The sequence below is a fragment of the Kitasatospora sp. CM 4170 genome, assembly GCF_032110285.1.
Taxonomy (GTDB): Bacteria; Actinomycetota; Actinomycetes; order Streptomycetales; family Streptomycetaceae; genus Kitasatospora; species Kitasatospora aburaviensis.
Map to the genome: position 1 here is coordinate 7,260,718 of NZ_CP134877.1, position 25,019 is coordinate 7,285,736.

The window sequence follows — 25,019 nt, forward strand, 5'->3', positions numbered from 1 at the left end:
CGGGTGACAGGCGACTACCTCACCCGTATCGGCACCCTCATCCGTACCGCGCGCCAGCACCGTGGTTGGTCCCAGGCCCAGCTCGGCGAGGCCCTCGGCACCAGCCAGAGCGCGGTCAACCGCATCGAGCAGGGCAAGCAGAACGTCAGCCTTGAGATGATCGCGCGCATCGGCGAAGCGCTGGACAGCGAGATCGTCTCGCTCGGCTACGCCGGCCCGATGCACCTGCGGGTCGCCGGCGGCACCCGGCTCTCCGGCGCGATCGACGTCCGCAGCAGCAAGAACGCCTGCGTGGCGATCCTCTGCGCCTCGCTGCTGACCACCGGCCGCACCACCATCCGGCAGGTCGCCCGGATCGAAGAGGTCTACCGCATCCTTGAGGTGCTCACCAGCATCGGCGTCAAGAGCCGCTGGACCAACGACGGCCGCGACCTCGAACTCACCCCGCCCGCCGAGCTCGACCTCGCGGCGATGGACGTCGAGGCCGCCCGCCGCACCCGCAGCGTGCTGATGTTCCTCGGCCCGCTGATGCACCGCGCCGACAAGTTCGCCATCCCGTACGCCGGCGGCTGCGACCTCGGTACCCGGACCGTCCAGCCCCACCTCACCGCGCTGCGCCGGTTCGGCCTGGAGGTCGCCACCACCGGCGGCGCCTACCACGCCTCGGTCGAGCCCGGCACCCCGATGGACCGGCCGATCGTGCTGACCGAGCGCGGCGACACCGTCACCGAGAACGCCCTGCTCGCCGCCGCCCGGCACGACGGCGTCAGCGTCATCCGCAACGCCAGCCCCAACTACATGGTCCAGGACCTCTGCTTCTTCCTGGAGCGGCTGGGCGTCCGGATCGAGGGCATCGGCACCACCACCCTCACCGTGCACGGCGTGCCCGAGATCACCTGCGACGTCGACTACACCCCGGCCGAGGACCCGGTGGAGGCGATGAGCCTGCTCGCCGCCGCCGTCGTCACCTCCTCCGAGCTGACCATCCGCCGGGTGCCGATCGAGTTCCTGGAGATCGAGCTCGCGGTGCTGGAGGGCATGGGCCTCGACTACGACCGCACCCCCGAGTACCGCGCCCACAACGGCCACACCCGGCTGGTCGACCTCACCGTGCGCCCGTCCAAGCTGACCGCGCCGATCGACACCATCCACCCGATGCCCTTCCCGGGCATCAACATCGACAACGTGCCGTTCTTCGCCGCGATCGCGGCCGCCGCCCACGGCACCACGATGATCCACGACTGGGTCTACGACAACCGCGCCATCTACCTCACCGAACTCACCCGGCTCGGCGCGGACATCAAGCTGCTCGACCCGCACCGCGTCCTGATCCAGGGCCCGACCCGCTGGCGCGCCGCCGAGATGGTCTGCCCGCCGGCGCTGCGCCCGGCCGTGGTCATCCTGCTCGCGATGCTCGCCGCCAAGGGCACCTCGGTGCTGCGCAACGTGTACGTCATCAACCGCGGCTACGAGGACCTCGCCGAGCGCCTCAACTCGATCGGCGCCCAGATCGAGACCTTCCGCGACATCTGACGGTCACCCGACTCCTGCGCTGCCGGCCGGCCTCACCCGTCGAGGCCGGCCAGCAGCGCAGCCGTGCCCAACCCGGCCGCCAGGTACTCCACGAACAGCCGGTTGTTCAGCGCCCACGGCGACCGCCGCTCGCGGACCAGCTCCACCGCCCGGTCGGCCTCGTGGCCGAGCTCGACCAGCGCCTGGGCGACCACCAGGCCGGAGCGGTTGTAGCCGGAGTGGCACCGCACCAGGACGCGCCGTCCCTGCCGGACGGCCCCGGCCGTGTACGCCGCCGCCTCCCCGACGGCCAGCAACTGCGCGGCGGAGAGCGGCCCGTCCGGCACCTCGCGGACCAGGTGCTCCACCCCCGGCGCCGGCCCGTGCCCGGGCTGGGTGTGCAGGCTGACCACCAGGTCGAACTCCCGCTCCACGACGACCGGTTCCAGCGGTCGGCGGGGTGGGGTGACGAAGTGCCCGCCCATCCAGAGCCCGGGCGCGATCTCGCTCCACCGCTCCGGAGGTCCGGGGGTGTCGCGGTCCTTCTGGCGGGTCGGCATCGGTTCTCCGTCGCTCGTTCCGGTGCGCCCGGGCTACTCGCCGGTCTCGCCGTCCAGGTGCTCGCGGAGCAGGTCGGCGTGGCCGTTGTGCCGGGCGTACTCCTCGATCATGTGGGTGAGGATCCAGCGCAGCGAGAAGGCCTCCTCGCCGTGGTGCCCGAGGACGTCCAACGACTCGGCGGCGGCGACGAGTTCCCGGGCGTGGTCGCACTCGCCGCGCCAGACGGCGAACGCCTCCTCCGGGTCGGCCGTGTCGACGTCGAACTCGGCGAAGCCGCCGTCCGGGCGCTTCCAGAAGCCGGGCCGGGCCTCGTTGTTGTAGGTGTTCCGGAACCAGCCGCGCTCGACCTCGGCGAGATGGCGGACCAGCCCGAGCAGTGAGAGCTCGGACGGCGCCAGCACCCGCGCCCGCAGCTGCTCGGTGGTCAGCCCGGCGCACTTCATGGCGAGGGTGTCCCGCTGGAAGTCCAGGAAGCTGGCCAGGGTGGCCCGTTCGTCGGCGGTCTGCTCGGTCCGGGTGCGTGGGAAGTCGCTCATCGCAGCATCCTGGCAGGCCGGAACGGGCATCGGTACGGGGTTTACCGGATGTCGTCGCCCGGCCCGCCGAACCCGCGGGCGCCGAGCCAGGCCAGTGCCGTCGGGACGGACTCGGCGACCGGGACGCCGGCCGGCGGGGCCGGGCGCTGCACGACCACCACGGGAAGGCCGAGTTCGCGGGCGGCGGTGAGCTTGGGGGCGGTGGCGGCGCCGCCGCTGTCCTTGGTGACCAGGACGTCGATCCGGTGCTCGCGCAGCAGCGCCCGCTCGCCGTCCAGGTTGAACGGGCCGCGGTCCAGCAGGACGTCCAGGTCGGCGGGCATCGGCGGCTCGGGCCGGTCGACCGAGCGGGCCAGGAAGTGCAGGCCGTCCAGGTGGGCGAAGGCGCCGATGCCCTGCCGGCCGGTGGTGAGGAAGACCCGCCGGCCGAGCGCCGGCAGCGCGGCGGCGGCCGCGTCCAGGTCGGCCACGGGGTGCCAGCGGTCCCCGGCCACCGCGGTCCAGCCCGGACGGCGCAGCGCCAGCAGCGGCACGCCGGTCGCGGCGGCGGCCAGCCCGGCGTTGCCGGAGATGGCCGCGGCGAACGGATGGGTGGCGTCCACGACGGCCTCCACCCGCTCGGCGCGCAGCCAGGCGGCCAGCCCGTCCGGCCCGCCGAAGCCGCCGATCCGGACCTCGCCGGCGGGCAGCCGGGGTTCGGCGACCCGCCCGGCGAGGGAGCTGGTGACCCGCAGCGGTGATCCGGCCAGCGCGGCGGCCAGCGCCCGCGCCTCGGTCGTCCCGCCGAGGACCAGCAGGTGGCGCGCCATCACGCCCCGCAGGGCTCGTGCGGCCGCTCGCGGTCCGCGGAGTAGAGGTGGCTGTCGCGGAACTGCCCGGCGGCCAGCGTCCGGCCGACGATGATCACTGCGGTGCGGACGATCCCCGCCTCCTTCACCTGCCCGGCGATGTCGGCGAGCGTGCCGCGCAGCACCAGCTCGTCGGGCCGGCTGGCCATCGCGACCACGGCGGCCGGGCAGTCGTCGCCGTAGTTCGGCAGCAGCTGCTCGACCACGTCGTCCACGTAGCCGGCGGCCAGGTGCAGCACCAGCAGGGCGCCGCTGCGGCCGAGGGTGGCGAGGTCCTCGCCCTCCGGCATCGGGGTGGCGCGCTTGGCGATCCGGGTGAGGATGACGGTCTGGCCGACGGTCGGCACGGTCAGTTCGCGCTTGAGCGCGGCCGCGGCCGCGGCGAAGGCGGGCACGCCGGGGACGACCTCGTAGGGGACGCCGGCCGCGTCGAGGCGGCGCATCTGCTCGGCGACGGCGCTGAAGACGGACGGGTCGCCGGAGTGCAGCCGGGCCACGTCCTTGCCGTCGCGGTGGGCGGCGACCAGCTCGGCGGTGATGGCGTCCAGGTCCAGGTTGGCGGTGTCGACCAGCCGGGCGTCCGGCGGGCACTCGTCCAGCAGCTCGCGCGGCACCAGGCTGCCCGCGTAGAGGCAGACCTCGGCGCGGGCCAGCAGCCGCGCGCCGCGCAGGGTGATCAGGTCGGCGGCGCCCGGGCCGGCTCCGATGAAGTAGACGGTCACGAGGCGTCCTCCTGGAGGTCGTGCTGGGGGTCGTGGGGCTTGACGGCGGACCACTGGGTGACCGGCATCGCCTGCCGCCAGCCGGTGAAGCCGCCCACCGGGACGGCGTGCGCGGTGGCGATCCGCAGCAGCTCGCCGCCGTGGCGTCGGTACCACTCGGTGAGCAGAGCCTCGGACTCCAGCGTCACGGTGTTGGCGACCAGCCGGCCGCCCGCCGGCAGCGCGGCCCAGCAGGCCTCCAGCAGCCCGGGCGCGGTGAGGCCGCCGCCGACGAAGACCGCGTCGGGGGTGGGGAGTCCGGCCAGTGCGGCGGGCGCGGGGCCGGTGGCCACCTGCAGCCGGGGCACGCCGAGCGCGGCCGCGTTCCGGGCGATCCGCTCGGCCCGGGTGCGGTCCCGCTCGATGCTGACGGCCCGGTTGTCGCGGTGGGCGCGCAGCCACTCGATCGCGATCGAGCCGGAGCCGCCGCCGACGTCCCAGAGCAGTTCGCCGGGTGCGGGGGCGAGCGTGGCGAGGGTGGCGGCCCGGACGTGGCGCTTGGTCAGCTGGCCGTCGCTCTCGTACGCGGCGTCGGGCAGGCCGGGCACCAGCGAGCCACGCGGGCCGTCGGCGGGCAGCTCGACCGCGATGAGGTTGAGCGGGTCGCCGGGCGGGTGCGGCCAGCCGTCCGCCGGACCCTCCGACTGCCGCTCACCGGGCCCGCCGAGCTGCTCCAGCACCCGGAGCCGGGCGGCGCCGTGGCCCCGCGCGGTGAGCAGGGCGGCGACCGCGGCGGGGGTGCGGGCGTCGGCGCTGAGGACGAGCAGTCGGCGGCCGGGGTGCAGGGCGAGCGCGAGGGTCTCCAGGGGCCGGCCGACCAGGCTGACCACCTCGGTGGCCTCCAGCGGCCAGCCGAGCCGGGCGCAGGCGTAGGAGACGGAGGACGGGTGCGGCAGGATGCGCAGCCGGTCGGCGCCGACCGTCTCGGCGAGGGTGCGGCCGATGCCGTGGAACATCGGGTCGCCGCTGGCCAGTACGGCGATGCGGCGGTCCGCGTGCTCGGCGAGCAGGCCGGGCACGGCCGGGCGCAGCGGGGACGGCCACGGCACCCGGGTGGCGGCCACCTCGTCCTCGGGGAGCAGCGCGAGCTGTCGCGGGCCGCCGATCACCACCTCGGCGGCGCGCAGGGCGGCACGCGAGGTGCCGGCGAGGCCGGGCCAGCCGTCGGCCCCGATCCCGACGACGGAGACCGGAGGGGGCAGCTCGGGCACCGGGAGGCTCCTCGGGGGTCGGCGAAGGGTGGCCGGGGCAGCCTACCTGGCGGTAGGCGGCCACGGGCAGGTCAGGGTGCGTGCGTCCGCCGGTCCGGGACCGGCGCGGCGAGGGAGGGCGGATGGTGGTCCGGCCCTCCCGGCGGGAGGGGCGGCCGGGTGCGTCGGGCCGGTGGTCCGGCGGGCCGGCGGGCCGTCAGCGCCGGAACCAGTCCCCGGAGGCGACCGGCGCCGGGCGGAGCCGCAACCCGGCGGCGACCGTCGGACCGGCCAGGTAGACCCAGGCGTCCGCCGTCCGCCCGTCCGGGAGCCGGACGGGCAGCCGGCGCCGCACGTACTCGCCGGTCCCGTCGGCCCGGCAGTCCTCCAGCCGGTCGAGCGCCGCGAGCGCGGCGTCGTACGCGCCGGGACGGATCGCCACCAGCTCGCCGGTGATGTGCTGCTCCGGGTCGGGGTCCGGCACCGCGTACGGGTACCCCGGTCCTGCGTGCAGCATCGCACCCTCCAGCACGGCCGGCCGCACGTCGGCGCACCGCCCGGCGAGGTGGACGGCCTGGTTGGCGCCGCCGGTGCGCAGCGTGCCGTAGACGAAGAAGGGCAGGGCGGTCACGGGACGCGGACCTCCGATGGCCGGTCAGGAGCGGAAGGAGAGGAACGGAAGGAGGGAGTGGGAGGAGGGAACGGGAGCAAAGGCCGAAGCAGGGGTGCGAACGGGGGCGGCAGCGTGACCGGGCGCGCGGGCTCGGCGCTCCGGGGGCCCCACGGTACGCCCGCCGCGCCACGCCGTCGGCCCGACCGGTCGGATCATCTGGTGATACCCACTGGCGCTCCCGGCGCTGATGCGCTGTCATGGCGGGTGAACCGCCAGTACCGTCCGAGGGGGACACCCATGACAGCTCCCGTTTCGCGCCCTGCGAGCAGCCCCGTCGACGCCGTGCCGGGGAAGGCCGGGGGCGCGGCGGGCGGGCCGGCCCGGCTGAGCGGCGCGGTCTGGGCGGCGCTCGCCGTGGTCTACGTGGTGTGGGGGTCGACCTACCTGGCGATCCGGATCGCGCTGGAGACGATGCCCGGCTTCCTCTCCGCCGGGGCGCGCTTCGTGCTGGCCGGGCTGGTGCTGGCCGGCTTCATCCTGGTCCGGCACGGCACGGCCGCACTCCGGGTGAACGTCCGGCAGCTCGGCTCGTCGGCGCTGGTCGGCGTCCTGCTGCTGACCGGTGGCAACGGTCTGGTGGTGCTCGGCGAGAACTACATCTCCTCCGGGCTGGCCGCACTGCTGGTCGCGGCGGTCCCGCTCTGGATGGTGCTGCTGACGGCGGCGGCCGGGAGCCGTCCGAAGCCGGCCGAGCTGACCGGGGTGCTGCTCGGGCTGGTCGGCCTCGCGGTGCTCTCCGCGCCCGCGATCGGCGGGAACATCGCACCGGTCGGCGTGGTCGCGGTCATCGGTGGCACCCTGACCTGGGCAGCCGGCTCGTTCGCCGCCAAGCGGCTCCCGATGCCGGGCAACGTCTTCGCGGCGAGCGCCTACCAGATGCTCGTGGGCGGGCTCGGCAATGTGCTGATCGGACTGGCGCGCGGCGAGCAGCGGGGACTGGACCCGGCCGCCTTCTCCACGCGATCCTGGCTGGCGCTCGGCTACCTGGTGCTGGTCGGCTCGCTGGTCGCCTTCACCGCGTACGCCTGGCTGCTGCAGTCCGCGCCGCTGACCCTGGTGGCCACCTACGCGTACGTGAACCCGGTGGTGGCGGTGGCGCTGGGCTGGCTGGTCCTGGCCGAGCCGCTGACCGGCCCCACCCTGGCGGGCGGGGCGATCGTGGTCGTGGGCGTCTGTCTGGTGGTCAGCGTCAGTCGCGCGCCGAGGACCTCGGACCGGACGCCGGGGCGGGGCCCGTGGCGGGCACTGCGGCGGACGTCTTCCGGAGGCTGACGGCGACGTCGCCGTCGTCCTCGGTCGCCGGAGGGGGGCGCCCGGTGGCGCTGCCCGTGACTCTGCCCGGTGGATCGGCACCCCGCACTCAACCACTGCAGCTATAGTGCTTTGTCTGCAGTGGTTGTTCCGTGCCTCTTGAAGGAGAAGCCGCGCCGTGGCCCAGAACCCCGCCCGCCGTGCCGCCCTCACCGATGCCGCCATCGACGTCCTGGCCCGCGAGGGCGCCCGCGGCCTCACCTTCCGCGCGGTCGACGTCCAGGCCGGCGTCCCGACCGGGACGGCGTCCAACTACTTCGCCAACCGCGACGACCTGCTCGACCAGACGGCCCGGCAGATCCACCACCGCCTCGTCCCGGACCCGGCCGTCATCGCCGACCTGTTGCGGGCCCCGCGCGACCGCGCCCTGGTCGGCGCCCTGATGCACGACCTGATGCGCCGGATCACCGCCGACCGGGCCGGTTACCTGGCCATGCTGGAGCTGCGCCTGGAGGCCACCCGCCGGCCCGGACTGCGCGCCGCCCTCACCGGCACGATCCGGGACGAGCTGGAGGCCAACATCGCCTACCACCTGACCGAAGGCATGCCGGGCGGCCGCGAGACCGTCGTCGCGCTCTACCTGGCGATGACCGGCCTGATCCTCGAACACCTCACGCTGCCGGAGGTGCTGGGCGCGGACGGGCTCGGGGCGCTGATCGACTCGCTGGTCGAGCAGATCGTCCCGGCGGCCTGACCACGCCGGCACCGGGCGGCTCGGTGCGGCGCCGTGCGGTGCCGGGCGGTGCCGGGCGACTCCGCCCGGCACCGGCGCCCGGGCACCGTGCCCGGGCGCTCACCCGTCCGACCGCTCCCGGGACGCCGCCAGGACCGGCCGCAGCAGGCCCAGCACCCCGGTGAGGTCGCCGTCCTCGCTCACCAGCACACCCATCGACCGCAGCCGCGCCAGGCTGTCCGCGTACGCGGGGTGGGCCGCCTGGGCCGGACTGAGGACGGGGCGCACGGCCGTCGGCACGCCCAGCCCGTACGCCTCGCAGAGGATGCCGAGGGCGAGCGTGTCCGAGATCCCGGCGGCCCACTTGTTGACGGTGTTGAACGTCGCGGGCGCCACGGCTATCGCGTCCGGCGGAGGCAGCGGCTTCGGCTCGCCGGGCTTGCGCCAGGCCGAGCGGACCGGATACCCGGTCAGCTCGGCGAGCGCGGAGCCGTCGACGAGGGCGAGCGCGTCGGGCGTGGCGACGGCGCCGACCTCCCAGCCCTCGGCCTGGGCGGCGGCGATCAGCGCCGGCGCCTCGGGCGCGCGTCCCGAGGCGCAGACGACGACGTAGAGGAAGGGCACGGGTGGGCTCCCTGGCGTAGTGGCGGCGGCGGTGTCACTGGCGTCGGTGGTGTCGGGGGCTGCGGTGGGCGGTGGTGGTTCCGTGGCCGGCGGATCCGTCCGTGGGGTTGTTGCCGGGTCCATCATCCCGGGCCCGGACAGCCCACCCCAGGCCCGGACGGCACGGCCCGACCGACACGGCCCGGACGGCACGATCCGGACGGCAGGGCCCCTCGGCAGAACCCCGCCCAGGCCCCCCGACGGCAGAACCCCACGGCCCCCGCCCACGGACACCGGCTGCCGCGCTCAGGCGGCCGGACCGGCCCAGCCGACGAGCAGGGCGCTGAGCGCGACGCCCGGCCCCAGGCCGAAGACCAGCCCGCGCGCCCCGTCCGCCGGCGGCGCGCCGTGGGTGCGCGCGAGCACGGAGAAGATCGTCGCGCCGCCCAGGTTGCCCTCCTCGCCGAGCACCCCCTTGGAGTGGCGCAGGAACTCCTCGTCCAGGCCGAGCAGGCCGCCGAGCCGGTCGAGGATCGCCGGGCCGCCCGGGTGCAGCACGCCGAAGTCCAGCTCCCGGCCGCCGTGCTTGTCCAGCCAGCCGAGCAGCGCCGGACCCAGGTCGGTGACGGAGCGCAGCGAGGCGCGGGTGGAGGCGAAGTGGTCACCGCGCCCGTCGGTCAGCTTCCGGTACCGGTCGGTGGTCTGCGGGATGGTGTACTCGAAGGTGTGGTCGAGGCGGAGCCCGGGCGTGCGCTGCTCCGCGGTCACGACGGCCGCGGCCACCGCGTCGCCCCAGAGCGCCTTGTAGATCTGGTCCTCGATCGAGGTCTGGCTGTCCTGGTAGAGCGAGGAGAGCGACTCGGCGGCGACCACCAGGACGACCGCGTCCGGGTGCCGGGCCAGGTGCTCCTCAGCCATGATCAGCACGTGCGCACCGCCCGCGCAGGCCAGCTGGGTGAGCGGCCGGCGGCTGATGTCGGGGCGCAGCCCGAGCCGCTGCTGCAGCTGGACGTCCAGGCCCGGCACGCCGTCCCCGGTCGCACTGGTGACGATGACGCAGTCGACGTCGCCGGCCGCCACCCCGGCGTCCGCCATCGCCGCGGCCACGGCGTGCTCGGCGGCGGTCAGCAGATCGGCCATCACGGTGGTCTTGCGCTCGGCGGCGGTGCGGCCGGGGGAGGTGACCACTTCGTACGGTTGGAAGTAGCGCCGGGTGCCGGGCAGGTTGCCCAGGGCCATCCGGACGGTCTGGGCCTGGCGAGCCGAGTAGCCGGGGTTGCGGGCGAGGATGTCGTCCCGGATCCGCTCGGCCCGGACGGCGTGCGGGCCGACGACCAGGGCGGGGCGGCTGAGGTAGGCGGTGGTGGGCATGGCGCGGAGTCCTCGGAGGAGGTCGGTACCGCGCCCGGTCGGACACGGCAGCCGGCGCCGGTGCGGCGGCCGGACGAATGCCGGTGCGCCGCCTCGCACCGTGCCGTCCTCGGCTGCCCCCGCCCGGACACAGACACTCCCACGCTACCCGGCCGTCCCGCCCGCCCCGGCCGGTCGACCGCACGGGTCCCGCATCGCGGAACGCGGGTTCCGGGCCGCCGCTACCGTGCGAACGGGGGTCGGCCGGTCCACCAGTTGCCGGGGGCCTCGGGGTTGCGGCTGGTCCAGAACTCGATGATGGCGCTGGTGAATTCGGCGGCGGAGAGCCTGCCGTCGCCGTCGCGGTCGAGCCGCCGGAAGGCCTCGTCGGCGTCGTCGCGGGAGAGCCCGGCGAAGTGGCCGCGCTGGAAGACGAAGAACTCGCCCGCGTCGACCGTCCCGCTCTTGCTCGTGTCGGCGACGGCGAGGAAGGCGCCGGCCAGCGCGCCCAGGCTGGCCTGTGCGGCCTCCGGGTCGTCGGCGAGCGAGCCGGTCGAGGCGACGAACTGCTCGCGGGTGATCGCCTGGGTGTCGGCGGGCAGGTGGGCCAGGTGCAGGTCGTGCCAGATCGTCAGGTAGGCGCGGACGATCCAGGCCTCGGCCTCCGACCCCTCCGGGTGCCCGAGCGAACGTGCCACCGAGTGGCCCATCAGCACGTGGTCCCGCTCGGTCAGCAGTCCGTCGCCGTCGGCGTCGAGGTGGTCGAAGCCGTGGTGGATCTTCGCCATGAGCAGGTCGTCCGACACAAGTGGCCCCTCGGGTTGGTGATCACTCCTGCTCGCACGCTAGTGCCTCCGGGGCCGGCCGCGCAGCCGAACGCCGGGGGAGTGGAAGCCCGCCCGGCGCACCGCTTCCCGCCTGCACGTCCGGGCCCGTGGCCCCGCCCGTCCCCGCCCGTCCCGGGCACCCCCGCGGCGCGCTGCCGGGGGCCCGGGACGGGCGCGGCCACGGGCCCGCGGGGGCGGCCCGTCCCGAACTCTGAGACCGCCCTCGCCGTCCCTCCGGTGTTGATACGATCCGGGCGAGCCGCGACTGGCGCGCACGGATGGAATCAACCATCGGGAAGCGGCTCCGTGGAACGCCACGTCAAGTTGCCGAGCGCCTGGGCCGTCCGAACGCGTCACGAGGACACGAGGAGACCGCCTTGGCCGCCCAGCAGCCCCACACCACCGCGAGTGCCGTCGCCAACACCGCCTTCCGCAGCGCCCTGGACACCGTCCGCGAGGTCGAGCCGCGGATCGCCGCCGCGATCGGCCAGGAGATCGAGGACCAGCGCGCCTCGCTCAAGCTGATCGCCAGCGAGAACTACGCCTCCCCGGCCGTCCTGCTGGCCATGGGCAACTGGCTCAGCGACAAGTATGCCGAGGGCACCGCCGGCCGCCGCTTCTACGCCGGCTGCCGCAACGTCGACACCGTCGAGACCATCGCCGCCGAGCACGCCCGCGCCCTCTTCGGCGCCGACCACGCGTACGTCCAGCCGCACTCGGGCATCGACGCCAACCTGACCGCCTTCTGGGCCGTCCTCTCCCAGCGGGTGGAGAGCCCGGCCCTGGAGCGCGCCCGGGTGCGCAACGTCAACGACCTGACCGAGCAGGACTGGGCCGAGCTGCGCCAGGAACTGGGCAACCAGCGGATGCTCGGCATGTCCCTGGACACCGGCGGCCACCTCACCCACGGCTTCCGGCCCAACATCTCGGGCAAGATGTTCGACCAGCGCAGCTACGGCACCGACCCGGCCACCGGCCTGATCGACTACGACGCGCTGCGCGCCACCGCCAAGAAGTTCCGCCCGCTGATCCTGGTGGCCGGCTTCTCGGCCTACCCGCGGCTGGTGAACTTCCGCCGGATGCGCGAGATCGCGGACGAGGTCGGCGCGACCCTGATGGTCGACATGGCCCACTTCGCCGGCCTGGTCGCCGGCAAGGTGCTCACCGGCGACCACGACCCGGTGCCGCACGCCCAGATCGTCACCACGACCACCCACAAGTCCCTGCGCGGCCCGCGCGGCGGCATGGTGCTCTGCGCCTCCGAGCTGGCCGAGCACGTCGACCGCGGCTGCCCGCTGGTGCTCGGCGGCCCGCTCTCGCACGTGATGGCCGCCAAGGCCGTCGCCTTCGCGGAGGCCCGCCGTCCGGAGTTCCGGGCCTACGCCCACCAGGTGGTCGACAACGCCCGGGCGCTCGCCGAGGGCCTGCTGCGGCGCGGCGGCAAGCTGGTCACCGGCGGCACCGACAACCACCTCGTCCTCGCCGACGTCTCCGGCTACGGCCTGACCGGCCGCCAGGCCGAGGCCGCGCTGCTGGACTCCGGCATCGTCACCAACCGCAACTCCGTCCCGCAGGACCCGAACGGCGCCTGGTACACCTCCGGCGTCCGGTTCGGCACGCCGGCGCTCACCACCCGCGGCCTCGGCACCGCCGAGATGGACGAGGTCGCCGCCCTGGTCGACACCGTCCTGCGCGGCACCACCCCGGTCACCACCGCCGCGGGCGCCCCGTCCAAGGCCCAGTACACCCTGGACGCCGCGCTGAGCGAGGGCGTCGCCAAGCGCGCCGCCGACCTGCTGTCCGGCTTCCCGCTCTACCCGGGCGTCGACCTGGTCTGACGCCGGCACCGCCGGAGGTCGGGGGGCCCGCGCCCCTCGGCCTCCGGCGGCCCCGACCGCCTCAGTACTGCAGGGACTTGTACTGCAGGAACTCCTCCAGGCCGTGCCGGCCCAGCTCGCGGCCGAGGCCGGAGTTCTTGTAACCGCCGAACGGCGCCAGCGGGTTGAAGCGGCCGCCGTTGAGGTCGATCTGTCCCGCGTCGAGGCGGCGGGCGAAGGCCGCGGCGGTGGCGGTGTCCGCCGCCCAGACACCCCCGGCCAGGCCGTACTCGGTCGCGTTGGCCAACTCGGCGGCGTGGTCCTCGTCGCGGTAGGCCAGCATCGCCAGCACCGGTCCGAACACCTCCTCCCGGGCCACCGTCATGTCGGCGGTGACGTCGGCGAGGACGGTCGGCAGGACGTAGTAGCCGGCCGCCAGGCCGTCCGGGGCCTCGGCGCCGCCGACCACCAGCCGGGCGCCCTCGGCCAGCGCGCCGGTGATGTAGCCGCGGACCTGCTCGCGCTGACGGGCGCTGACCAGCGGGCCGACCCGGGTCTGCGGATCGGCCGGGTCGCCGGGCAGGTACTTGCCGGCGGCCTTCGCGGCGAGCGCCACCGCCTCCTCGTACTGGTCCCGGTGCACCAGCAGCCGGGTCCAGGCGCTGCAGGTCTGGCCGGAGTTGGCGAAGACGTTGGCCACGTTGACGCTGACCGCCCGGGCCAGGTCGGCGCCGGGCAGCACGACGTTGGCCGACTTGCCGCCCAGCTCCAGAGTGACCCGTTTGATCCCGCGGCCGGCGGTCTCCGCGACGCTCCGGCCGACGGTGGTGGAGCCGGTGAACGAGACCACGTCCACCCCGGGGTGGGCGGCCAGGGCCGCGCCCGCCGCCGGGCCGGTGCCGGTCACCAGGTTGAACACCCCGGCCGGGAAGCCCGCCTCGTGGACCAGCCGCGCGAACAGCCGGGCGACCAGCGGGGTGTCCTCTGCGGGCTTGAGGACCACCGGGCAGCCGGCCGCGAGGGCGGGCACCACCTTGGCCACGATCTGGTGCAGCGGGTAGTTCCACGGCGTGATCGCCGCGACCACGCCGGCCGGCTCGGCGAACACCACGGAGTTGCCGACCCGCTCCTCGAAGGGGTGGTCGGCGAGCAGCGTCACGTACGAGCCGGCCACGGCGAGCGGCAGCCCCGCGTGCACGGCGGCGGCGAAGCCGATCGGCGCGCCGAGCTCGGCGACCACGGTGGCGGCGATCTCCTCCTGGTACGCGGCCAGGCCGTCGCGCAGCCGGGTGAGCGGGGCCAGCCGCTCCTCGCGGGTGGTCGCGCCCCAGGCCCGCGCGGCCCGGCGGGCGGCCGTGACGGCGGCGTCCACGTCGGCCGCGCCGCCGGCCGCAACGGTGGCGAGCACCTGCTCGGTGGCCGGATTCAGCACCGTGATCGCGCCGGTGTCCAGCGAGGGGCGCCAGCCGCCGTCGACGTACTGGTCGCCGTGCTCGCCGTACGGGACGGCGTCCTCCGCGCGCTGGTACTCCGCGTGCTGCTGCACCGCTTGGTCCTTTCGTGTGATCGGCGTCTCAACTACCATCGCTGGTCGGAGGCCAGTCAAGGACGGTCGGGCGGGCGTGCGCAAGAGCCGGATCCGGCGGCCCACCTGGCCGGAAACCGCCTCCGCCGTCCGGTGCGGGGCGGCTCGTCGCCGTGCGCAGGTGCCCGGCGCGCGCTGGGTGGTGTGCGTTCCCCTTCATTTCGATGCCACCGTTCGCCCCTTCCCGGCGGATTGACGGGTCGCGGCCGATTCCTTGTGCAAAAGCTCCTCAACTCCGGTCACTGGAGGGTAGATTGCAGCGCACTCGGGCCTTCGGCAGTGGTGCCGGTGGCGAGTCCGGGCGGGTTTTCGCCGTGCCGGTCCGCCGGCTCCTCCGGATGATGGGTGGGAGACCGTTCGCGGTCCGGGACCCGCCGTCCCGAGTCCAGGGACCGTTCCCATCGGTCGTCCGTACCGTGTAAGGAGCTACCTCGTGACAGACGCCGCCTTGCGCACCGAGCAGCACCGGCCCGCCGAGCCCGCCGTGCTCGACGACGTCCCCGGCTGGTTCTGGGACCACGACCGCCACCTGTTCGAGTGGTTCCTCACCCGGCAGGAGAAGGCGGGGGTGACCGGCGACCTGTTGGAGATGGGCGCCTACCTGGGGCGCAGCGCCATCGTCATCGGGGGCCACCTGCAGCCGTCCGAGACCTTCACCGTCTGTGACCTGTTCGACTCGGACGCCCCGGACGACGAGAACGCCGCCGAGATGGAGATGTCCTACCGGAGGACGCTGACCAGGTCCGCGTTCGAGGAGAACTACCTCTCCTTCCACGACGAGCTCCCCGAGATCATCCAGGCGCCGACCTCCAGCCTGGCCGGCGGCCGGATCCCGGCCGGCGCCTTCCGTTTCATCCACATCGACGCCTCGCACCTGTACGAGCACGTGGTGGGCGATCTGCAGGTGGCCCGGGTGGCGCTGCAGCCGGAGGGCGTGGTGGTCCTGGACGACTACCGCTCGGCGCACACCCCCGGCGTCGCCGCCGCCACCTGGGAGGCGGTCTTCAACCACGACCTGAAGCCGATCGTGCTGACCGAGGGCAAGTTCTACGGCACCTGGGGCGACCCCGAGCCGGCCCAGCGCGACCTGCTGGACCGGGTGGACCTGTCCGAGGACTGCGACCTCACGGTCGAGGTGCTGAACGGCCGGCGCATGGTGCGCATCGGCAACAACCCGTTGCGGATCGCCCCGTTCCGGCCCTCCCGCCACCACGACCGGCTGGCCGCGGAGGCCGCCCGCCGCGAGGCCGAGCAGACGGCGGAGGAGGAGCAGCGGGCACAGCGTGCGGCCGCGGCCGACCTCGACGCCCGCCGCGCCCGCGCGGCCGAGCGCCGGCGGCCGGTCAACGTCGCCAAGCGCGTCGCGGGCGACCTGCTCCCCCCCGTCGTCACCTCCGCCATCCGCCGCGCCCGCCGCGGCTGACCCCCGGGGCCGCCGGCGCCCGACCCGTCGACTGCTGTGATCCGCTGAATCGCCGAATCACCGAATCACCGAATCGCTGGATCGCTGAACCACCGAACCGTCGGGCGCCGGACCGCGCCCGGCGCACCCCGTCCGCGAGAGTGCGCCCGAGAGCCGCGTGGCCCCGTGCCGCGCGGCTCTCGCCGTTCTCACTCCCGGGCGGCACCGACAGCCCGCGTCCCCGCCGGACAGCCGGCCGCCGCACCGGTCTCAGTCGTGGGTCGGCAGCCCCGCCTCGGCGCCCAGGACGCCGAGCGTGCGCCGCAGTGCCTCGCGCTCCGAAGCCCCCAGCGCGGCGGTGACCTCCTCGTCCAGCCGGTGCGCGAGCGCCGCGCATTCGGCGAGCAGCGCCCGCCCGGCGCCGGTCAGGGCCAGCACCTGGCGCCGCCGGTCCGCCGGGTCGCGGACCCGGTCCACCGCGCCGATCTGCTCCAGGTGGTCGGCCAGCGAGACCACCAGGCTGGGTGCGACCGCCATGGTCCGGGCGAGTTCCAGCTGCGACGGCGGCGCGCCGGAGTCCAGCGCGACCATCAGGCCGACGTGCTTGGGCTTGAGCCCGATCTCCGCCAGCGCCTCGGTGTACCGGGCCGTGACGACACTGCCGAGCGTGCCGAGCCGGAACACCACGGAGGTCGTCACGGGTCGGGCGGCGGCCTGCGGGGGCTTGACATCGTTCACATGAGGAACGCTAGCATGCGGGAACCATTCAGAGTCAGAACGATTCGGGGAGTGACTCAATGCTGCGCCGTTCCACCCTCGCCACCACCCGGGGCATGCGGGCCCTCGCCATCGCCAATGCCGCCGGGGCCGCGCTCTCCATGGCCTCCGCCGTCGTCGGCCTGCTCTCCCCGGAGCTGGCCCTGCCGGGCGCCGCCGAGCACGCCGGTCCGCTCACCGAGCTGTACGTCCAGGCGTACGTGGTCCGGGCCCTGCCGCTCGGCGCGGCCCTGCTGCGTCAGCTGCTCGTCAGCCGGACCGGGCGTGGTCTGGTGCCGCTACTGCTGGTCGCGGGGGCGGTCCAGGCGGGCGACGCCGCCATCGGCCTGGTGGCCCACAACCCGGGGATGACCGCGGGCGGCGCCGTGCTCGCCGTCCTCCACCTGGGCCTCGCCGCCCGCCTCGCCCGCACCGCCGACCACCCCACGGCCGGCCGTACCGCCGACCCTGCATCCGCCTGACCACCCCGGAGCCGAGGACGCCCCTCCCAGCGCCGAAGCGCCGGTCGAGTCGACTCGACCGGCGCTTCGAAGAACTGCCGGGCCGTACCCCTCGGGAGGTCGACACCGGCGGCAGGCCGTTCGGCCGCACGTGTCGGTACACGGCATGCATGAGGATGCACCGGCAAAGGGGAGAGGGTGTGTCGAGCTTCAAGCTCGACACACCCCTCTCCCCTTGTCAGTGCGCGGTCCGCTCAGACCCGTGAGGTCTCGCCGGCCTGGTGGGGCAGCCGGGTGGCGCCGGCGGGGTCCTCGTCGGCGTCCGCGGCCTCGGCGGCGAGTTCGGCCTTGACGGCGGCGAGGGACGGGTTGGCCCAGGCGCTCGCGACGCCCCACTGGTAGAAGGCGAGACCGATCGCCGCGACGATCAGCAGGTCCCAGCCCTCCGGCAGGTAGCCGTGGCCGCCGAAGTCGGCGGAGCCGGCCCAGGAAACGGCGGCCATCACGAACAGGTAGGCCACCATCCAGGCACCCGCCTTGAGGTGCGGCTTCAGCTCGGCGAACGGCTTGCGCAGCTCGTACCAGGCCCAGATCGGCAGGCCGGCCGCCATCAGCAGGATGACCTTGCCGGTCAGCGGCCAGCGGGCCCAGTACAGCACCAGCGAGCCGAAGACCATGGCGACCGGGGCGATGACCGGCATCGCGCGCAGGCGGACCGGGCGCGGCAGCTCGGGGGCCAGCCGGCGCAGCGCCATGACGGCGACCGGGCCGGTGATGTACGAGATCACGGTGGCCACCGAGACGATCTCGGCGAGCGAGCCCCAGCCGCGGAAGACCGCGAGGAAGAGGAAGGCGATCAGCAGGTTGAGCAGCAGGGCCGGGCGCGGGATGCCGGTCTTCGGGTCCACCCGGCCGAACAGGGACGGCAGGTGTCCGTTCTCCTGCACGCCGTGGATCATGCGCGAGGTGGTGGCGGCGTAGATCATGCCGGTGCCGCTGGGGGAGACGAAGGCGTCCGCGTAGAGCAGCAGCGCCAGCCAGTTCAGGCCCCAGGCGATGGAGAGGTCGGCCAGCGGGGAGGTGTAGCCGAGCGAGCCCCAGCCGCCGGAGAGGTCCGCGGCCGGGATGGCGCCCAGGAAGGCGACCTGCAGCGCGACGTAGATCACCAGGGAGATCAGGATGGAGCCGATCACGGCCTTGGGCAGCGACTTGCCGGGGTTGCGCGCCTCGGCGGCCAGGTTCAGCGGGGACTGGAAGCCGTTGAAGGCCCAGACGATGCCGGAGACGGCGACCGCGGTGAAGACCGCGCTCCAGCCGTTCGGGGCGAAGCCGCCGTGGTCGGTGAAGTGGGCGGTGTCGAAGTGGGCGAGCAGCAGCGCGCCCGCCGTCAGCGTCGGCACGACGACCTTGAACACGGTGATCGCGGTGTTGGTCTTGGCGAACAGCGTGATCGCGAACCAGTTCAGCGCGAAGTAGCCGACAAGCAGCACGCTGGCCAGGGCGACGCCGCTGACGGACAGCTCCTGTCCGTCGTAGAGGTCCTTGGCCCAGCCGAAGTCCCAGGAGCTCATGTACTGGACCGAGGCGGTCGCCTCGCCGGGGATCACCGAGACGATCGCGATCCAGTTGGCCCAGGCGGCCAGGTAGCCCGCCAGCGACCCGTGCGAGTACTGGCCGTACCGGACCATCCCGCCGGCCTTGGGGAACATCGAACCGAGCTCGCTGTAGGTCAGCGCGATGGTCAGCGCGACCGCGGCCCCGATCACCCACGCGACGATCGACGCGGGGCCTGCCAGTCTGGCCGCGCGCTCGGCTCCGAACAGCCAGCCCGACCCGATGATCGAGCCGAGCCCGACCGCGGTCAGGCTGATGGTGCCGAGCGAACGTCGGTAGTTCTGATGGGAGGCCGTCGATGCCGTCGTCGAATCGGGCGCGCTCAACGAATCGGTCCTCTCTCTCGTCGGGGTCAGGACAAACGCAGAGCAGACTATGGTGCGAAATCGGGCGAAAGCCTCAGGTGAAGCTCAGATCGTTCGATCGTTGCCATCTCGTGTCCGACTATCGGAGCACGATGCCCGCAGGTCAGGGGCGTGGCGGCGGCGCGGAGGCCGGTCGGGAGGAGTGGCGCGTGTGCGCGATCGCGTGCCGCGGAGCGGGCCGGTGGCCGGATCGGGGCCGGATCGGGGCCGGATCGGGAACAGCGCCGGGATCGGGCCGGAATTGCGCTGTAGCGGCAGCGCCCCCGCAGCAATGCCCCCACCGCGGAGCCGCAAAAGGGGCCCCGCAAAGAGAAATTCCCCGTGGGATCTCTTTCGAGTTCCCACGGGGAATCGCCGGTGTCCGAGGGGGGACTTGAACCCCCACGCCCGATAAAGGGCACTAGCACCTCAAGCTAGCGCGTCTGCCATTCCGCCACCCGGACGGGGTGTGTGCTTCGGGGGCTTTTCTCTCGCCCCCTCGGCGACAGAGAGAACATTACCAGGGTTCTGGAGTGCTTCTCACCTGCGTTTCCCCGGTGGGGATCGCGGGGGTGGCCGGGACGGGTCGATGATCTGAGCGAACCGGTGGTTTCGGGGGCGGGAATCGATCGGGTTGAGAGGGGGGAGCGATCGGAATCGGGCGGGAGCGATCCGACACGGGCAAGTTGTCGACGGTGCCCCGGACCCCCCGGCGGCTCTCCTAGCCTCTGTGGACCGAGGGCGCCATGAGCGGAACGCCTGATTCCCGGGGTCGCGGACGAAGGGCGGCTGGACGTGGAGCTGGAGCAGATCAGCGGGGCGGCGGAGGCCGGGCCGAGACGGGCCGGGGCCGGGCCGGTCGAGGGGGTGTGGCGGTTCGCGGTGCCCGCCGCCGAGGCCTCCGTGCCGCGGACCCGGCATGCGGTGCGGGACCGGCTGCTGGCCCAGGGGATGGCCGGGGTGCGCTACCAGGAGCTGGTGGACGACCTGCTGCTGATCGTCTCCGAGCTGGTCGGCAACGCCGTGACGCACGCCGCGGAGCTCTCCCCGGAGGTGACCACCGAGCTGGCGGTGCGGGGCGGCTGGGTGCGGGTCTCGGTCGAGGACGGCGACCCGTACCGGCCGAAGGCGCTGGAGAGCGACACCGGGCGGACCGGTGGGCGCGGGCTGCTGCTGGTGAAGAGCGTGACGCTGCAGGCCGGGGGGATCTGCGACGTCGAGCGCACCGGGGAGGGCGGCAAGGTCATCTGGGCCTCGCTGCCCATCCCCCGGCAGGACGCGGACCGGCCCGAGGCCGAGTGACCGGCGAGAAGCCGGAGTGGCGGACGCCGGCCCGGGTGACCCCCCGACGCCGGGTGACCGCCCCGAGGTCGGGTGGCCGGCCAGAAACCGGCCCGAGGCCGGGTGGGCGACCGGACGTCGGCGCAGCGCCCGGCCCCGGCGAAGCGCCTACCAGTCCCGGCCGGCGATCTCGCGGATCCCGGGCAGGGCCGCCTCGAACACGGTCCGGAACCAGACCGAGAACGGCCGCTCCTCCTGCAGCTCGCGCAGCTCCTGCGCGGTGACGAAGGCGAAGTCGTCCACCTCCTCCGGGTTCGGCCGCACCGGCGCGGTGGCCAGCCCCACGAACAGGTGGTTCCACTCCCGCTCGATCAGGCCCGAGGCCTCGTCCGGCAGGTCGTAGCGGACCGTCCCCGCCTCGCAGAGCAGCGCCGGGGCGACGCCCAGCTCCTCCGCGGTGCGCCGGGCGGCGGCCACGAACGGCTGCTCGTCCGGGTACGGGTGGCCGCAGCAGGTGTTCGACCAGACGCCGGGGGAGTGGTACTTGCCCAGGGCGCGGCGCTGCAGCAGCAGGCGGCCCTGGCGGTCGAAGAGGAACACCGAGAACGCCCGGTGCAGCCGGCCCGGCTGCTGGTGGGCCCAGAGCTTCTCGGCGGTGCCGATGGTCACGCCCTCGTCGTCGACGAGCTCCAGCAGGATCTCCGGCCCGGCGGCCCCGGTCCCGGTCGAGGCCGTCGGGTCGGCCGTCACGTCGGTCTCCACGTCGAGACCGGTGTCGATCTCGGAGGTGAAGTGCGTCGGGCTGGGCGGCAGACTCTGGGGCATGAGGCCTCTTTCGGGGGCAAAAGGGAGCGCCGGTGGCGTCGTGCTCCAGTCTGCCGTACGGGTGGCGGTGCACAGGGGTCCCACGCACAACCGGGCCGATCATGACCGAACCCGGTCCGATCCCGTCCCCGGAACGGGCAATGGATTAGCAGAACCGTTCGGGTCTCGTTCGGCCGGCGTTCGATCCGATGGTGCACGCACGGCGAAACCGACACGTCGGCGGCACTCCTCCTTCACAACCCCCGCCGCGCCGGCCCGGAGCGCCCGCCGGTCGCCCGGGGCCCGGTGTGCGCGGGGCCCCGGCCCCGTTCGGGCTGGTCGCCGCGGTCGCCTACCATCACATACGACGCGGTGCCCGCACCCCCGCCGGCACCGGCGCGCCACCCGCGCGCCGGCGGCGCTCCGTCCCCGCGGGACGGACGGGCGGCAGCGCACCCACCGAGGGACCGCACGGACCGCACCGGACCGGCGGACCAGCGGACACGACGGATCAACGGATCACCAGAGCACGACGGATCAGGAGACCCCCGCATGATCGGCCTCGTCCTGGCAGCCGGCGCCGGCCGCCGACTGCGCCCGTACACCGACACCCTGCCCAAGGCACTGGTGCCGGTCGACGGGGAGCGGACCGTCCTGGACCTCACCCTCGGCAACTTCGCCGAGGTCGGCCTGCGCGAGGCGGCGATCGTCGTCGGCTACCGCAAGGAGGCGGTGTACGACCGCAAGGCGGCGCTGGAGCAGAAGTACGGCGTCAAGCTCACCCTGGTCGAGAACGACAAGGCCGAGGAGTGGAACAACGCCTACTCCCTCTGGTGCGCCCGCGAGCTCTTCACCGAGGGCCTGCTGCTCGCCAACGGCGACACCGTCCACCCGGCCTCCGTCCAGCGGACCATGCTGGAGGGCAACGCCCGGCTCGCCGAGAGCGGTGACGCCCCCGGCATCCTGCTCGCCCTCGACACGGTGAAGAAGCTCGCCGACGAGGAGATGAAGGTCGTCGTCGACCCCGCCGCCGGCATGCGCCGCATCACCAAGCTGATGGACCCGGCCGAGGCCACCGGCGAGTACATCGGCGTCACCGTGATCAACCCGGCCGCCGCCGCCGACCTCACCGACGCGCTGCGCGCCACCTACGAGCGCGACCCGCAGCTGTACTACGAGGACGGCTACCAGGAGATGGTCGACCGCGGCCTGCGGATCGACGTGCAGCCGATCGGCGAGGTGTCCTGGGTCGAGGTCGACAACCACGACGACCTGGCCAAGGCGCGGGAGATCGCGTGCCAGTACTGACCCGGCTGGTGCCGTCGCCGGTCTTCGTGGAGATCCGCTCGGGCGCGCTGGACGCGCTCGGCGGGATCCTCGCCGACCAGCGGCTCTCCGCCTCGGGCCGGATCGCGGTGGCGATCAGCAACGGCTCGGGGGCGGTGCTGCGCGCGCGGCTGGAGCCGGCCCTGCCCGGTGCCGACTGGTACAACGTCGACGACGGCAGCCTGGACAGCGCGGTCCGGCTGGCGGAGGCGATGCGCGGCGGGCACTACGACGCGATCGTCGGCCTCGGCGGCGGCAAGATCATCGACGCCGCCAAGTACGCCGCGGCGCGGGTCGGCCTGCCGCTGGTCGCGGTCGCCACCAACCTCGCGCACGACGGCATCTGCTCGCCGGTCTCCACCCTCGACAACGACGCCGGCCGGGGCTCCTACGGGGTGCCGAGCCCGATCGGGATCGTGGTGGACCTGGACGTGATCCGGCAGGCCCCGCCGCGCTTCGTGGCGGCCGGGATCGGCGACGTCATCTCCAACATCTCGGCCTGCGCCGACTGGGAGCTGTCGCAGGCCGTGACCGGTGAACCGGTGGACGGACTGGCCGTCGCGATGGCCCGCTCGGCCGGCGAGAACCTGCTGCGCCACCCAGGAAACCTTCAGGATCAGGACCTCCTTACTGCGCTCGCGGAAGCCCTGGTACTGTCCGGCATCGCGATGAACATCGCGGGCAGCACCCGGCCCTCCTCGGGCGCCTGCCACGAGATCTCGCATGCCCTGGACGTGCTGTATCCCAAGCGGTCCGCCCAGCACGGCGAGCAGGTCGGCCTCGGGGCCGCCTTCGCCAGCTTCCTGCGGGGCGAGCGCGAGCTGACCGGTCTGATCGTGGAGCGCCTGGCGCGCCACGGGCTGCCGGTGACCGCAGCTCAGATCGGCTTCACGGAGGCGGAGTTCACCGAAGCGGTGCACTACGCTCCGAACACCCGTCCGGGCCGCTTCACCATCCTCGAGCACCTCGACCTCTCCCCTTCAGCCATCAGGGACGCGTACGCCGACTATGTCCAAGCCGTCAACAGCTGACCCCGCCACGAAGGGCTCTCCCCCGGCCCCGGTGGACCTCACCCGCCGCCCCTCCATCGAGGAGCTGCGCGCGGTGATCCACCCGGAGGGCATGCTCCAGCGCCGCAGCGCGGAGCACTGGGCCGGCCGCCTCTACATGCGGAAGATCTCGCTGCGGATCACCCGCGTGCTCTCCACCATGACGGCGATCACGCCCAACGGCCTGACCTACCTGATGATGTTCACCGGCATCCTGGCCGGTGTCGCGCTCGTCGTCCCGGGCCTCGTCGGCGCGGTCCTCGGCGCCCTGCTCATCCAGGTCTACCTGCTCCTGGACTGCGTCGACGGCGAGGTCGCCCGCTGGCGCCGGCAGACCTCGCTCACCGGCGTCTACCTGGACCGGGTCGGTCACTACATGTCCGAGGCGGCCCTGCTCACCGGCCTCGGCCTGCGCGCCACCGACCTGCTGCACCGCGAGGGCGGCGGCTCGCACTGGGAGTGGGCCTTCCTCGGCACCCTGGCCGCGCTCGGCGCGATCCTGATCAAGTCCGAGACCGACCTGGTGGACGTGGCCCGCGCCCGCAGCGGCATGACCGCGGTCGAGGACAGCGCCTCGGTGCCGCGCTCGGCCGGCGTCGCCAAGGCCCGCCGCGCGGCCTCCGTCCTCAAGTTCCACCGCCTGGTGGGTGCGGTCGAGGCCTCGCTGTTCATCCTCGCCGCGGGCGTCGCGGACGCCGTGCACGGCGGGCTGTTCTTCACCCGGCTCGCGGTGGTCGTGCTGGCCGCGATCGCCATGCTGCAGACCGTGCTCCACCTGCTGAGCATCGTCCTTTCGAGCAGGCTGCGGTGAGCGCCGTGCAGACCGGGGCCGACACCTTCCGGCTCGGCGCGGTCATCATCACCATGGGCAACCGGCCGGAGGAGCTCAACGCCCTGATCGCCTCGGTCCGCGCCCAGGAGGGCCCGCGGGTCGAGCTGGCCGTGGTCGCCAACGGCGCCCCGCTGCCGTCCCTCCCCGGCGACGTGCGCAGCGTCGAGCTGCCGGAGAACCTCGGCATCCCGGGCGGGCGCAACGTCGGCATCGAGCTGTTCGGCAAGGACGGCCGGGACGTCGACGCGGTGCTCTTCCTGGACGACGACGGCCTGCTGCCGGGCACCGACTCGGCCCGGCTGCTGCGCGAGGCCTTCACGGCCGACCCGCGGCTGGGCATCGTCAGCTTCCGGATCGCCGATCCCGAGACCGGCGTCACCCAGCGCCGGCACGTCCCCCGGCTGCGGGCGAGCGACCCGCTGCGGTCCTCCCGGGTGACCACCTTCCTGGGCGGTGCGAGCGCGGTGCGCTGCACGGTGTTCGAGCAGGCCGGCCAGCTGCCCGCCGAGTTCTTCTACGCGCACGAGGAGACCGACCTCGCCTGGCGCGCGGCGGACGCCGGCTGGGCCATCGACTACCGCGCCGACGTGGTGCTGTACCACCCGGCGACCTCGCCCGCTCGGCACGCCGCGTACTTCCACAACGTGGCCCGGAACAGGGTCTGGCTCGCCCGGCGGAACCTTCCGGCCCTGTTGGTGCCTCTCTACTTGGGAACCTGGTTCCTGCTCACGCTGGCCCGCCGCCCCTCCAAGGAGGCGCTGAAGGCCTGGTGGGGCGGGTTCCGGGCGGGCTGGCGCGAACCCTGCGGTAAGCGGCGGCCCATGCGATGGCGTACCGTTTGGCAACTGACCAGGCTGGGCCGACCGCCGGTCGTCTGATCCGCCAGACGACCGAAGCGACGGC

The 25,019-nt window shown here is 74.1% G+C and carries 24 protein-coding genes, 1 tRNA gene and 1 riboswitch; of the genes, 11 read left to right on the plus strand and 14 right to left on the minus strand.

The window, feature by feature from the left end; all coding sequences use genetic code 11:
• Nucleotides 1–3: 3 nt before the first annotated feature.
• Entirely contained in the window at nucleotides 4–1,533 is a 1,530-nt protein-coding gene (locus tag RMN57_RS30605) for a UDP-N-acetylglucosamine 1-carboxyvinyltransferase (protein WP_313766531.1), read from the plus strand.
• Between the two features lie 32 nt (nucleotides 1,534–1,565).
• Here RMN57_RS30605 and RMN57_RS30610 read toward each other — a convergent pair whose 3' ends face one another.
• The 6 genes from RMN57_RS30610 to RMN57_RS30635 all read right to left on the minus strand — a co-directional run bounded on the left by RMN57_RS30610 (nucleotide 1,566) and on the right by RMN57_RS30635 (nucleotide 6,039).
• Nucleotides 1,566–2,072 (minus strand): protein phosphatase, encoded by a 507-nt coding sequence (locus RMN57_RS30610; protein ID WP_313766532.1) that lies wholly within the window; start codon nucleotides 2,070–2,072, stop codon nucleotides 1,566–1,568.
• A 33-nt stretch (nucleotides 2,073–2,105) separates the two neighbouring features.
• Nucleotides 2,106–2,609 carry a DinB family protein gene (locus tag RMN57_RS30615; protein WP_313766533.1) on the minus strand — a complete coding sequence of 168 codons (504 nt, stop codon included), beginning with the start codon at nucleotides 2,607–2,609 and terminating at the stop codon, nucleotides 2,106–2,108.
• A 41-nt stretch (nucleotides 2,610–2,650) separates the two neighbouring features.
• Nucleotides 2,651–3,418 (minus strand): cobalt-precorrin-6A reductase, encoded by a 768-nt coding sequence (locus RMN57_RS30620; protein WP_313766534.1) that lies wholly within the window; start codon nucleotides 3,416–3,418, stop codon nucleotides 2,651–2,653.
• Entirely contained in the window at nucleotides 3,418–4,179 is a 762-nt protein-coding gene (gene cobM / locus RMN57_RS30625) for a precorrin-4 C(11)-methyltransferase (RefSeq protein ID WP_313766535.1), read from the minus strand. The genes RMN57_RS30620 and cobM overlap by 1 nt, the downstream gene beginning before the upstream one ends.
• Nucleotides 4,176–5,429 (minus strand): precorrin-6y C5,15-methyltransferase (decarboxylating) subunit CbiE, encoded by a 1,254-nt coding sequence (gene cbiE, locus RMN57_RS30630; protein WP_313766536.1) that lies wholly within the window; start codon nucleotides 5,427–5,429, stop codon nucleotides 4,176–4,178. Before cbiE ends, cobM begins: the two co-directional genes overlap by 4 nt.
• A gap of 196 nt (nucleotides 5,430–5,625) precedes the next feature.
• On the minus strand, nucleotides 5,626–6,039 hold the full coding sequence (locus tag RMN57_RS30635; protein WP_313766537.1) for a gamma-glutamylcyclotransferase family protein: 414 nt from the start codon (nucleotides 6,037–6,039) through the stop codon (nucleotides 5,626–5,628).
• Between the two features lie 279 nt (nucleotides 6,040–6,318).
• On the opposite strand from RMN57_RS30635, the gene RMN57_RS30640 reads away from it, so the two are divergent.
• Both RMN57_RS30640 and RMN57_RS30645 read left to right on the plus strand, forming a co-directional pair.
• Nucleotides 6,319–7,353, plus strand: coding sequence for an EamA family transporter (locus RMN57_RS30640; protein WP_313766538.1), 1,035 nt, complete (start codon nucleotides 6,319–6,321; stop codon nucleotides 7,351–7,353).
• A 157-nt stretch (nucleotides 7,354–7,510) separates the two neighbouring features.
• Nucleotides 7,511–8,086 (plus strand): TetR family transcriptional regulator, encoded by a 576-nt coding sequence (locus RMN57_RS30645; protein ID WP_313766539.1) that lies wholly within the window; start codon nucleotides 7,511–7,513, stop codon nucleotides 8,084–8,086.
• A gap of 99 nt (nucleotides 8,087–8,185) precedes the next feature.
• Here the strand turns inward: RMN57_RS30645 and RMN57_RS30650 are convergent, their stop codons facing one another.
• The 3 genes from RMN57_RS30650 to RMN57_RS30660 form a co-directional block, all read right to left on the minus strand.
• A complete protein-coding gene (locus tag RMN57_RS30650; protein ID WP_313766540.1) occupies nucleotides 8,186–8,689 on the minus strand; it encodes a flavoprotein in 504 nt (167 codons plus the stop codon).
• A 285-nt stretch (nucleotides 8,690–8,974) separates the two neighbouring features.
• A complete protein-coding gene (locus RMN57_RS30655) occupies nucleotides 8,975–10,039 on the minus strand; it encodes a PhlD (RefSeq protein ID WP_313766541.1) in 1,065 nt (354 codons plus the stop codon).
• A gap of 221 nt (nucleotides 10,040–10,260) precedes the next feature.
• Nucleotides 10,261–10,824, minus strand: a complete 564-nt coding sequence (locus RMN57_RS30660) for an EF-hand domain-containing protein (RefSeq protein WP_313766542.1) — start codon at nucleotides 10,822–10,824, stop codon at nucleotides 10,261–10,263.
• 272 nt (nucleotides 10,825–11,096) lie between these two features.
• Nucleotides 11,097–11,193: riboswitch (ZMP/ZTP riboswitch) on the plus strand.
• A 29-nt stretch (nucleotides 11,194–11,222) separates the two neighbouring features.
• Between RMN57_RS30660 and RMN57_RS30665 the strand changes: the two genes are divergently transcribed.
• Nucleotides 11,223–12,683, plus strand: coding sequence for a glycine hydroxymethyltransferase (locus tag RMN57_RS30665; protein ID WP_313766543.1), 1,461 nt, complete (start codon nucleotides 11,223–11,225; stop codon nucleotides 12,681–12,683).
• Between the two features lie 61 nt (nucleotides 12,684–12,744).
• Here RMN57_RS30665 and RMN57_RS30670 read toward each other — a convergent pair whose 3' ends face one another.
• Entirely contained in the window at nucleotides 12,745–14,115 is a 1,371-nt protein-coding gene (locus tag RMN57_RS30670; protein ID WP_313768021.1) for an aldehyde dehydrogenase family protein, read from the minus strand.
• 565 nt (nucleotides 14,116–14,680) lie between these two features.
• Between RMN57_RS30670 and RMN57_RS30675 the strand changes: the two genes are divergently transcribed.
• The gene (locus RMN57_RS30675; protein ID WP_313766544.1) at nucleotides 14,681–15,670 is read left to right on the plus strand and encodes a class I SAM-dependent methyltransferase; all 990 of its coding nucleotides are present in this window, start codon (nucleotides 14,681–14,683) and stop codon (nucleotides 15,668–15,670) included.
• A 249-nt stretch (nucleotides 15,671–15,919) separates the two neighbouring features.
• Here the strand turns inward: RMN57_RS30675 and RMN57_RS30680 are convergent, their stop codons facing one another.
• Complete coding sequence (locus RMN57_RS30680; protein WP_313766545.1) at nucleotides 15,920–16,387, minus strand: MarR family winged helix-turn-helix transcriptional regulator; 468 nt, start codon at nucleotides 16,385–16,387, stop codon at nucleotides 15,920–15,922.
• Between the two features lie 59 nt (nucleotides 16,388–16,446).
• On the opposite strand from RMN57_RS30680, the gene RMN57_RS30685 reads away from it, so the two are divergent.
• Nucleotides 16,447–16,887 carry a hypothetical protein gene (locus tag RMN57_RS30685; RefSeq protein WP_313766546.1) on the plus strand — a complete coding sequence of 147 codons (441 nt, stop codon included), beginning with the start codon at nucleotides 16,447–16,449 and terminating at the stop codon, nucleotides 16,885–16,887.
• A 233-nt stretch (nucleotides 16,888–17,120) separates the two neighbouring features.
• On the opposite strand, the gene RMN57_RS30690 is transcribed toward RMN57_RS30685, so the two are convergent.
• On the minus strand, nucleotides 17,121–18,806 hold the full coding sequence (locus RMN57_RS30690; RefSeq protein ID WP_313766547.1) for an APC family permease: 1,686 nt from the start codon (nucleotides 18,804–18,806) through the stop codon (nucleotides 17,121–17,123).
• 397 nt (nucleotides 18,807–19,203) lie between these two features.
• Nucleotides 19,204–19,288 (minus strand) — tRNA-Leu (locus RMN57_RS30695).
• Between the two features lie 331 nt (nucleotides 19,289–19,619).
• Between RMN57_RS30695 and RMN57_RS30700 the strand changes: the two genes are divergently transcribed.
• Nucleotides 19,620–20,126, plus strand: a complete 507-nt coding sequence (locus tag RMN57_RS30700) for an ATP-binding protein (protein ID WP_380233497.1) — start codon at nucleotides 19,620–19,622, stop codon at nucleotides 20,124–20,126.
• A 147-nt stretch (nucleotides 20,127–20,273) separates the two neighbouring features.
• On the opposite strand, the gene idi is transcribed toward RMN57_RS30700, so the two are convergent.
• The gene (idi, locus tag RMN57_RS30705; protein ID WP_313766548.1) at nucleotides 20,274–20,930 is read right to left on the minus strand and encodes an isopentenyl-diphosphate Delta-isomerase; all 657 of its coding nucleotides are present in this window, start codon (nucleotides 20,928–20,930) and stop codon (nucleotides 20,274–20,276) included.
• A gap of 531 nt (nucleotides 20,931–21,461) precedes the next feature.
• Between idi and RMN57_RS30710 the strand changes: the two genes are divergently transcribed.
• From RMN57_RS30710 to RMN57_RS30725, 4 genes are all read left to right on the plus strand, one after another.
• Entirely contained in the window at nucleotides 21,462–22,217 is a 756-nt protein-coding gene (locus RMN57_RS30710) for a phosphocholine cytidylyltransferase family protein (RefSeq protein ID WP_313766549.1), read from the plus strand.
• On the plus strand, nucleotides 22,205–23,266 hold the full coding sequence (locus tag RMN57_RS30715; RefSeq protein WP_313766550.1) for an iron-containing alcohol dehydrogenase family protein: 1,062 nt from the start codon (nucleotides 22,205–22,207) through the stop codon (nucleotides 23,264–23,266). Before RMN57_RS30710 ends, RMN57_RS30715 begins: the two co-directional genes overlap by 13 nt.
• Before the next feature lie 91 nt (nucleotides 23,267–23,357).
• Nucleotides 23,358–24,095: a CDP-alcohol phosphatidyltransferase family protein gene (locus tag RMN57_RS30720; RefSeq protein WP_313768023.1), complete on the plus strand. Its 738-nt coding sequence runs from the start codon at nucleotides 23,358–23,360 to the stop codon at nucleotides 24,093–24,095.
• 53 nt (nucleotides 24,096–24,148) lie between these two features.
• Complete coding sequence (locus RMN57_RS30725; protein WP_313768024.1) at nucleotides 24,149–24,994, plus strand: glycosyltransferase; 846 nt, start codon at nucleotides 24,149–24,151, stop codon at nucleotides 24,992–24,994.
• The last annotated feature ends 25 nt before the right edge of the window (nucleotides 24,995–25,019 follow it).